This is a genomic window from Streptomyces sp. NPDC060027, assembly GCF_042737005.1.
GTDB lineage: Bacteria > Actinomycetota > Actinomycetes > Streptomycetales > Streptomycetaceae > Streptomyces.
Window position 1 is genome coordinate 1 of the sequence record NZ_JBHWVI010000298.1, and the last position, 8,596, is coordinate 8,596.

At 66.2% G+C, this 8,596-nt stretch carries 6 protein-coding genes; 4 read left to right on the forward strand and 2 right to left on the reverse strand.

All coding sequences use genetic code 11. The annotated features are described in order from the left end of the window. Window positions 1-1,115: 1,115 nt before the first annotated feature. The 3 genes from ACFWBT_RS39290 (at window position 1,116) to ACFWBT_RS39300 (ending at window position 4,216) form a co-directional block, all read left to right on the forward strand. Complete coding sequence (locus ACFWBT_RS39290) at window positions 1,116-1,661, forward strand: hypothetical protein (protein WP_385708558.1); 546 nt, start codon at window positions 1,116-1,118, stop codon at window positions 1,659-1,661. A gap of 51 nt (window positions 1,662-1,712) precedes the next feature. Then, window positions 1,713-2,192 carry a hypothetical protein gene (locus ACFWBT_RS39295; RefSeq protein ID WP_385708561.1) on the forward strand — a complete coding sequence of 160 codons (480 nt, stop codon included), beginning with the start codon at window positions 1,713-1,715 and terminating at the stop codon, window positions 2,190-2,192. Between the two features lie 851 nt (window positions 2,193-3,043). Further along, window positions 3,044-4,216: a glycosyltransferase gene (locus ACFWBT_RS39300; protein ID WP_385708564.1), complete on the forward strand. Its 1,173-nt coding sequence runs from the start codon at window positions 3,044-3,046 to the stop codon at window positions 4,214-4,216. Window positions 4,217-4,910: 694 nt separating this feature from the next. Here ACFWBT_RS39300 and ACFWBT_RS39305 read toward each other — a convergent pair. Next, window positions 4,911-7,079, reverse strand: a complete 2,169-nt coding sequence (locus ACFWBT_RS39305; RefSeq protein WP_385708566.1) for a GtrA family protein — start codon at window positions 7,077-7,079, stop codon at window positions 4,911-4,913. Between ACFWBT_RS39305 and ACFWBT_RS39310 the strand changes: the two genes are divergently transcribed. Further along, a complete protein-coding gene (locus ACFWBT_RS39310; protein WP_385708569.1) occupies window positions 7,069-8,052 on the forward strand; it encodes a glycosyltransferase family 2 protein in 984 nt (327 codons plus the stop codon). The genes ACFWBT_RS39305 and ACFWBT_RS39310 overlap by 11 nt on opposite strands. Before the next feature lie 259 nt (window positions 8,053-8,311). Here the strand turns inward: ACFWBT_RS39310 and ACFWBT_RS39315 are convergent. After that, on the reverse strand, window positions 8,312-8,596 hold a 285-nt coding region (locus ACFWBT_RS39315), incomplete at its 5' end, for a hypothetical protein (protein WP_385708572.1).

Sequence of the window (8,596 nt, forward strand, 5' to 3'; positions counted from 1 at the left end):
GCCACCAACTCGCCCGAGTTCTACTGCCTGCTGGTCGAGGACCGCGGCTGGCCGCCCGAGCGGTTCGAGCGGTGGCTCGCCGACAGCTGGTGCCGGCTGCTGCTCGCCTGACCCCGGCCAACTGACCGCCTCCAGCGCCGGCAGTATGCGCGCTGTCGCCGGTCTTCAACAACCGGCGATACGGGGACTGGACACACACGTGGGAGGGCTACGAAATGACGGTGCCCGAAGTATTGGAAGCACGGGCGGCAACGCTGCCGGAGATATCCGACCCCCTCGCGGAGGGCGTCCGAGCATATCGGCGAGGTGGGTTGTCTGAGGGCCGGAGACGGGATAGGTCCCCGGCCGGAAGATCGACCTCAGTCACGACGTCGCCTCTGCCCTATCCTCTTCCGTTCGGATTCCTAGAATCCGGGACGCTCCGCAGCCGGTGCCCCGATCGTCAGTGAACTGGTCACCCACACCCCCAAATACGCTCCGGGACCGGCCCTTCTGCACCTGCGGTTCACCGGCGCCACGCCGCGGGTCGAACTCTGGGACAGCAATCCCGTGCGCCGGCTGCCAGGCCCCGGATCCGAGGCGCATCGGCCAGCACGGCCTGGAGATCGTCACCGCCCCCGCCCGCGCTGTCACCGTGGAACAGACGCCTTTCGGCAAGGCCATCACCGCCGACGTCGCCCTCAGCACCGCCGCCGCTGAGACGAACTGGGTTCCTTGAGATAGGCGGGCGGTCCGGATTCTTTGGTCCTCCTGCCCCAGCCGTTCAGAAGGCCGGCACGCCGCCCAACACGCAGCTCAGCTGGCGTTCCGTCTCACACGACCGAACACCGCGATCTGGAGGGCCCGAACCGTGGCTGGGTGGTCGGGCCCTCACCCGAGCGTCCGCGTCGGACCGGTCGCCCCAGGGGGCTAGCCGTTTCGCGGCGGCGCTCGAAGAGGGCTTGACGCAGGGTGGCGCGCGCCACCAAGGCCCATTCGAAAGCATCCGGGCTCAACAGACTCCGCTCTCCCTGTAACGCCGCGCGACCGCCAGCGCCGACGGCCCACCGTGCACTACCGAGGGAGAACGTCATAAAATAGGCATGGATCGAGCATGTGGAAGGGGGTTCGACCCCATGTCGACACTTCTGGCGATCATCATCGCGGTGGTGGTCGTCCTGCTGGCAGTAGCCGCTTTTCTCGCCATACGCCGCCGCCACCTTCGTCAGCGCTTCGGCCCCGAATACGACCGAACGGTCCAGGAGGCTGGCAGCCCCAAGGCCGGCGAGCGCGAACTCAGAGCCCGCGAAAAGCGCCATGACTCGCTGGACATCAAGCCGCTGCAAAGCAGTGCCCGGGACCGGTACACCCGAGAATGGACCAGCGTGCAGGACGAGTTCGTGGACCGGCCGGAGGAGGCCGTCCATGACGCAGACCGCCTGGTGACCTCCCTGATGCAGGAACGCGGATATCCGACTGAGGACTTCGACCAGCAGCTCAAGGACCTTTCGGTCCAGCATGGCCGCACCCTTGAGCACTACCGGGCCGCCCACGAGATAGACGCGCTCAGCATTCGGCACACGGCGACGACTGAGCAACTACGGGGTGCCATGGTGCACTACCGCACCCTGTTCGACGAACTGATCGTCGACGGCGGCCAGTCTCGCCACGCCCGAGCCTGAACGGCTCACCAACCCGACCCCGAATGCCAAGCGGCCAGGGACGGAGGAGACATGCAACGCGAGCACGACCAGGAACCAGCAGAGGGCGGTCTGTCCACCGAGGATCTCGCCCAGCCCCATGGCCGGAACACGGAGGACGAAGCAGCCGAGTCGTCCGCGACCCCAACCTTCCCCGGCGAGAGCACTGCTGTAGCGAGTGAGCGCGGCGAACCCCAGTACGAGGATGCCGGGGAGTCGGACGAACCCCGGGCTCAGGACGAAGCTCCGCAGCTCCTCACGGCGGAAGACGAAGAAGCCTTCCGTGCGCGCTGGCATGAGATCCAGAACAAGTTCGTGGATGATCCGCGAAACTCCGTGCACTCCGCCGACGCCCTGGTCGCGGACGTCATGCGAACACTGGCCGAGACGTTCTCCGAGCGCAAGCAGGAGCTGGAAGGCCAGTGGAACCGAGGAGAGCAGGTGAACACCGAAGAGCTGCGCAGGGCCCTGCGCCAGTACCGAACGTTTTTCAACCGCCTGCTCACCACATAGGCATGATCCGACGTACCCAGCGAATCGCTCCGCTCTCGCCACCGCCTTCGTCCGAGATTCCGCGTCGGCGCGCCCCTGCTCAGAGCGCATGGTCGTCGGGCTCGCCAGAGCGGGCACACGCCATGTCGGGGCCTTCCTTGCCGCTGCGACCGATGCCCGAAGCGGTGGTGTTCTCGTAAAGCGAGCGAAGCGCTTTCGGTGGCATCGGTGACCGTCCCTGACTCGGCGTCGGCCCGTCCACCCTGGTCAGGCTGGTCGACGACCTGCTGCCAGCCCTGGCCTTCGTCCCACGCGATGCCATAGTGCTCATCCGACGCCAGTGCACGATCAGGGACGCTGACAGCACGCAACGCGTCGCACAGCCCAACGCCGACCCGGCGGGCAGGGCACGCCCACGGATCGCCCCGCCAACGACTGGTGTGTTTGCGTGATATGCCGACAGACCACGCAAACACGAGTGCACTGAATCTCAGCCTCAACCTACTGAGCCCCTGACTCACCGCCATACCGCTCACGCCTTGCAGAGCAGGCGGCAGGCGCCGACGGCGGGCCTGCTACTGCGGACCAGTGACCTGACAGCGTGGGGGAGCTCGGGTCGGCGTTCGGGCTCCTATCGTGATCCGCATGGCTCCCCAGCCTGGCGGGGCCCTGAAGACCCCCTCTTCAGGGCCCCGCTCCCCTTCGCGGGGGACTCCCCTTGCCGGGACAACTCTGGCGAGCGGCGCGCGCGGCAGCATGTCTCGGTAGCGGTAAGGAGGCACAGCCAAGGTCACCATGAAATCCTCTTCCGCCAAAGATCCGCCAATGACGCACTCCTCTGCGTATCTGTCTCCACGACGACAGGATCAAGAATGACCGAAGCACATGACCCGACGTCTATCCGTGAAATCTTTTTCGTCTCCAACAACCTGGATGAGATTGGGGGCGTCACCAGCTGGGTGCATCAGATGGCTCGTCTGTTCTCGCAGCGGGGACATGCTGTTCACGTGATCGGCGTCGTTCCGGCTCCCGAAGATCAACGCGCTGACCTGGGTGAGAGCCTGCCGTACGCCACTGTCACGCTGTACGACGTCCACCCGACCGCTCGTGCACCTCAACGCGGGCTGGCAAGCGCGCTCGATGTGGGCGAGCGGCGACGCCGGGCCGCACGGGACGCGGGCATGCGCGAGCAGTCCGCCAAGCTGACCGCGCTGTTCCGCCGGGCACAGCCTGGGTCCGTGATCGTCGTCACGCAGGTCTGGGCCATGGAATGGGTTGCGCTTTCCGATACGTGCGGGATCCCGGTCATCGCCATGACACACGAGTCGTTCGAGACCTGTCGCAAGTCCTCCCGCTTCGGCCGCGTCAAGCGGTTCTACAAGGACGTGGACCGGATGCTGGCTCTCACCCGCGAGGACGCTGACCTGTGGATCCGCCAAGGTATGAACAATGTGGGCTGCATGCCAAACCCACTTCCGTTCTTTCCCGAAACCCCTTCTCAACGGACCGAGAGGCGCGTGGTCAGCATCGGCCGGCTCCATGAGGAGAAGGGCGTGGACCTGCTTCTCGATTCCTGGGCCGAGATCGCCTCGGACCACCCTTCCTGGACACTGGCGATCTACGGTGCGGGTCCTGAAGAAGAAGTCCTGAAGAAGCAGGCAGCGCATCTGGGAATCGCTGACTCGGTGGAATGGAAGGGTCTCACCAGCGATGTGCTTGGGGCACTGCGCGAAAGCTCGGTCTTTGCGCTTCCATCCCGGGGGGAAGGTTTTCCCCTGGCGCCTATGGAGGCAATGGCGACAGCCGTGCCGTGCGTGGCTTTCGACGTGAGCCCTGGAGTGCGGGAGATCATCACCGACGGAGAAAGCGGATTGATTGCCCCGGAAGGGAACACTCGCATGTTTGCAAAATATCTGGACCGGATGATCTGTGACCAGGACCTGCGAGACCGAATGGGTGAACGAGCTCGCACGAATATCCAGCGCTTCTCCCCGGACGAGGTGACGAGCCGTTGGGAGAATCTTTTCGCACTGCTGTACCGCTAGCAGATCAGCACGTCGGTACCGTGCTCCACAGGGCTGGCAGTCCATCAGTTGCCATAGTTTCAGCCGGCCGAGAAGCGTGCCGATCCTGCCCTGCACATTCGACAAGGGCTCCAGGCTCGGCGCCGGGCCTGTGGAAGTGACGTCGGGGACGGTCGACCGGCGGGCGCGAGCCATCGCCGATAGGGCTGCACGGGGTGGCTCGCGACGACCGTCTCGTTGACCGCTGTTACGAGCAGAAGCGCGCCGTGCGCAGCCGCATCCAGCGCGAGCGGCTCAGCGACCAAGGCTGCCGTTGCTGTCCCGGGAACTGACTTGCGACACAGGAGACCGTGAGGGATCCGCCGCGTCCCATGAACCGGCGTTCGCTGGTGCCTCATGGCAGCTTCTTTCAAAGGCGTCCTTCGGGCTGGTCGGCGTTGCACGGATCGCTGGCGTCGTGACCGGACTCTGTGTCATCCGGCCGACGGAGTTCTCTTCCGGCAGGTGTCCCCCACGGGGTTTCCCGGGCTGGTCGCTCAACTCGGTGCATTTCCTAAGGGCTTGCGGCTTCTGCCGTCAAGCTGTTCCCGAGCCGGGGGATCGAGCGAATCACCAAAGTGCAGCTGATTTGCACCGTGCTCGTGTCACCGGGAGGGTGCACCGGGTGGCCCTGGCCCCCGGCGCTCGGTGAGGGCTGGGGCCAGCACGCTGCGGGTCAACGGGCGGCGGCGTCCCCTCGTCGCAGCCTGGCGGCGGAGTGAGACTCTTCCGGCGTTCCGGCAGTGGTGTCGCGCTCTACGGGCCCTGCGGGTGAAGTGGACGCCAGCGATGTTCTGGACGAGTCGGACGGTGTGGGCGGCTCGCCAGCTGCGGCCCGGTCTGGCACCTGCTCCCCGGCGCCGAGGGCGCGGCGGCGGGTGACCGCCCCTGCCACGATGAGGATCAGTGCGAGCGTCCCGGCCAACGCGGGCCAGTACACATAGCGGTAGTTGGCCTGCGGGGCGGTCGGTAGGTAGCACGCGATGTAGAGCACGGAACTCAGTCCGAGCAGTCGCAGTTCCCTGGACCAGGGTCCCGGCCAACGCCGGCGGAGCGTCAGTACCAGGGCGACGGCCAGCCAGAACCATGCCTGGAAGAGCCACGGAACGTCGTGGGCGAAGCCCGTCACGTAGGACCTCATGATGGCGTCGAGCGTCGGATCCACGTGGACGTTCTTCGGTGTGCCATTGAACGTGCCGCTGGCGTAGCGCAGATTGCCCTCGAACAGCAGACGGGCGAAGGTCCGGGTGCGGTACTTCAAGTAGCCGGAAGCCTGGTGTGGCATCTGCCGCACCCACATTTTCACCAGCACATCGGACTCGTCGGCCGTGAAGTGCGGGCCGATGGCGTCCTTGTAGCCGGGATGGTGTGGGTAGCACGTGAAGTATGCGTCCCACAGGATCTTCTTCCTCTGGCAGTTCTGTGCGGTTTCCACAAGGTCGTTGCGGAACGAGGGGGTGGCACCGGCCTGCTCGGCGGCGGACCGGACCTCTTGGGGGGTGAGGACGTGGGTCACGTCGTCCAGCGGGATCTGCGCGTATTGGCGGACGGCGATCGGGCGGGTGACTGAGGAGACCGCAACGCTGGCGACCGCGGTGAAGGCCAGCAGGGAGCCGACGGCGATCAGCCAACGACGCCTGCCGGGCGCCGGCCAGAGCGCGAACACGAGCATCGGGAGGAGGGGCAGGACGGCCGGGAAGGCGTTCTTCCGGACCAGGATCGCGTAGGCCATGAAGAGCAGACCCAGCGCCAGCAGGGCCCAGCGCTCCCGGTCGTGTCCCGTCGGCAGCTCACGCGCAAAGAGCGCGATCGCGCATACGGCGAGCAGCGCATAGGCCATGTGGACGTCTTTCCACACCACCCCGGTGAAGTTGGCGATGTGCGGTGCGAGGCCGAAGCCGAGCATCAGCAGCGACAGGGGGCGGCTTCTTGTCCGCTTCCAGAGTGCGACGGCAAGCACCCACAAGGTTCCCCACAGCAGGGCGGTCTGGAGGGCCGCCATCGTCGAGAGTGCGCCGGTGGTGTGGATGAGGATGCGCCAGAGCAGTGCCATGACCGGCGGATGCCAGTCGGTCACCGGCCGGGTGCCCTCCGCCTGGAGAAGCTGTTCGACGCTGTCGCCAGTGAGGAAGCCGGGGTGGAATACGGTGGAGACCACGTAGCCGCAGACCGCGGCCATCAGAGCCAGGCACCCGGGCCAGAGCCTGTCGCCCCGCCATGTTCCCGTACGACGGCGGATCAATGCGGGCACGTCGGAGGAATCCTCTCGACGTGAAGTGAAGACGTGTCCTCGGTAGACGGTGAAGCGCACCGCGGTCGCCGCAGCCCATCCGGCCAGGCGGGCCACGTTGTCGCTCAAGGCCGAGGTGAGGCCGAACAGCTCGCGAGACGCGTACACGGGAGCGGCGGTGATCACGAGGCCCACCAGGTTGACCCCGACGAACCAGGCCACCTCGCGCGGATTGATCGGCCCCTTGCGGTCGCGGTAGGTCCAGTGACGATTTCCGAACCAACTGACCAACATGGCCAGCAAAGTGGCGATCGCCGAGGCGCTGACCGGGACGGCGTGGAGCGGCCCCTCACCCGGAGGGCCGAAGGCAAGAAGGTTGAAACTCGTGGTCTCCACCACGAATGCGAGCGCGCCCACGATGCCGAAGGCCGCGACCTCTCGCCAGATGGCCCGCATCCACGCGGGTGAACGTCGAAACCAAGCCGTCGGCTGCAGCATGACGCTGAAGGTAACGTACGTCACAAAAGGTACCAAATCTGACTGCCGTTCATGAGGGAGCGCATCGACCGGCAGCAGGGCAACACAGAGGCCGAGGAAATCCAAAATGAACCCCACCGTCGCGTGCGTCGTTCCCTGCTACAACGAGGAGGCAGCCATCGGGAAAGTCGTGCGCGACCTGCGTGCGTCCCTCCCCGAGGCGATCATCTACGTCTACGACAACGCCTCCACCGACAACACCGTCGCCGAGGCCCACGCGGCCGGAGCAGTCGTGCGACACGAACCCCGCAAGGGCAAGGGCAACGTCATCCGCCGCGCCTTCGCCGACGTCGAGGCCGACGCGCTGCTCATCATCGACGGCGACGACACCTACGACGCCTCCCGGGCCCGCGAAATGGTCGACCTGCTCTTCGAAGGCCCCTACGACCAGGTCGTCGGCGCCCGCCGCGAAAGCGTCGACACCGCGTACCGCACGGGTCACGCGGTCGGCAACAAAATGCTCACCGGCGCCGTCCGCGTCCTCTTCGGCAACGATGTCAGCGACATGCTCAGCGGCTACCGCGTCTTCTCTCGCCGCTACATCAAGTCCTTCCCCGCCCTGTCCCGCGAGTTCGAGACCGAGACCGAGATGACCGTGCACGCGCTCAGCCTGCGGCTTCCCACCGCCGAGTTGGAGGTGGGATTCAAAGACCGGCCCCCGGGCAGTGTCAGCAAGCTCCGCACCTACCGCGACGGTTGGCGCATTCTGAAGCTCATCCTGGGGCTGACCCGCAGGCAGCGCCCCTCCCAGTTCCACGCCGTCATCGCGGGCCTTTTCACCGTCGTCGCCCTCGCCCTGGGCCTGCCCGTCGTGGTCGAGTTCGCCCACACCGGCACCGTGCCGCGACTGCCCACCGCCGTTCTCGCCGCATCGATCATGATCATCGCAGTCCTGGTCCTGCTCGTCGGCTACATCCTGGAATCGTTCAAGCACATGCGCCAGGAACAGGCCAGCCTCGCTCACCTCGGATACTCCGCCCCCTCCCGCAGCACGGACTTCGCACCAGTGAGTCTCGTGAACACAGCATCCAGCCGGACGACCCTGCCCTGAATCCTGACATCAACGGTCCTGCGCCGAGACAACCGTGGGAGGGGTATCTGACTGCACGGGCAGGGTTAGACCACAGACCACCCTGTGCCGCGGGAGGGGCGGTGCACGCGCACTTCGTGCCCCCGTGAGGCGCTCCATATCGCGGCCTTGACGCCTACGCCCCCGGCGCTCACGATTTCTTTTGTCGAGAAGGCGTCCGAGCATACGGCGAGGTCGATTGCCTGAGAGACGGAGACGGGATAGGACCCCTTGCCCGACGTCACTCACGGCGTCGCCTCTGTCCTCTCCTCTTCCTGGGAGCGTCCTCCTCGTCCTCCGCTTCCTCTTCGCCCTCCGCCCCCTCCTCGTCCTCCTCCCCTTCCTCGCTCTCCTCCCCTTCCTCGTTCTCTTCTCCCTCCGTTTCCTCCTCGTCCTCGTATGCGTCCTCCGCCCCCTCTTCGCCCTCCGCTTCCTCGTCCTCGTCCTCGTCCTCGTATGCGGAGTCGGCGCCTTCCTCCGCATCGCCTTCGCCCTCACCCTCGGGCTCCTCGCCCTCGGATTCCTG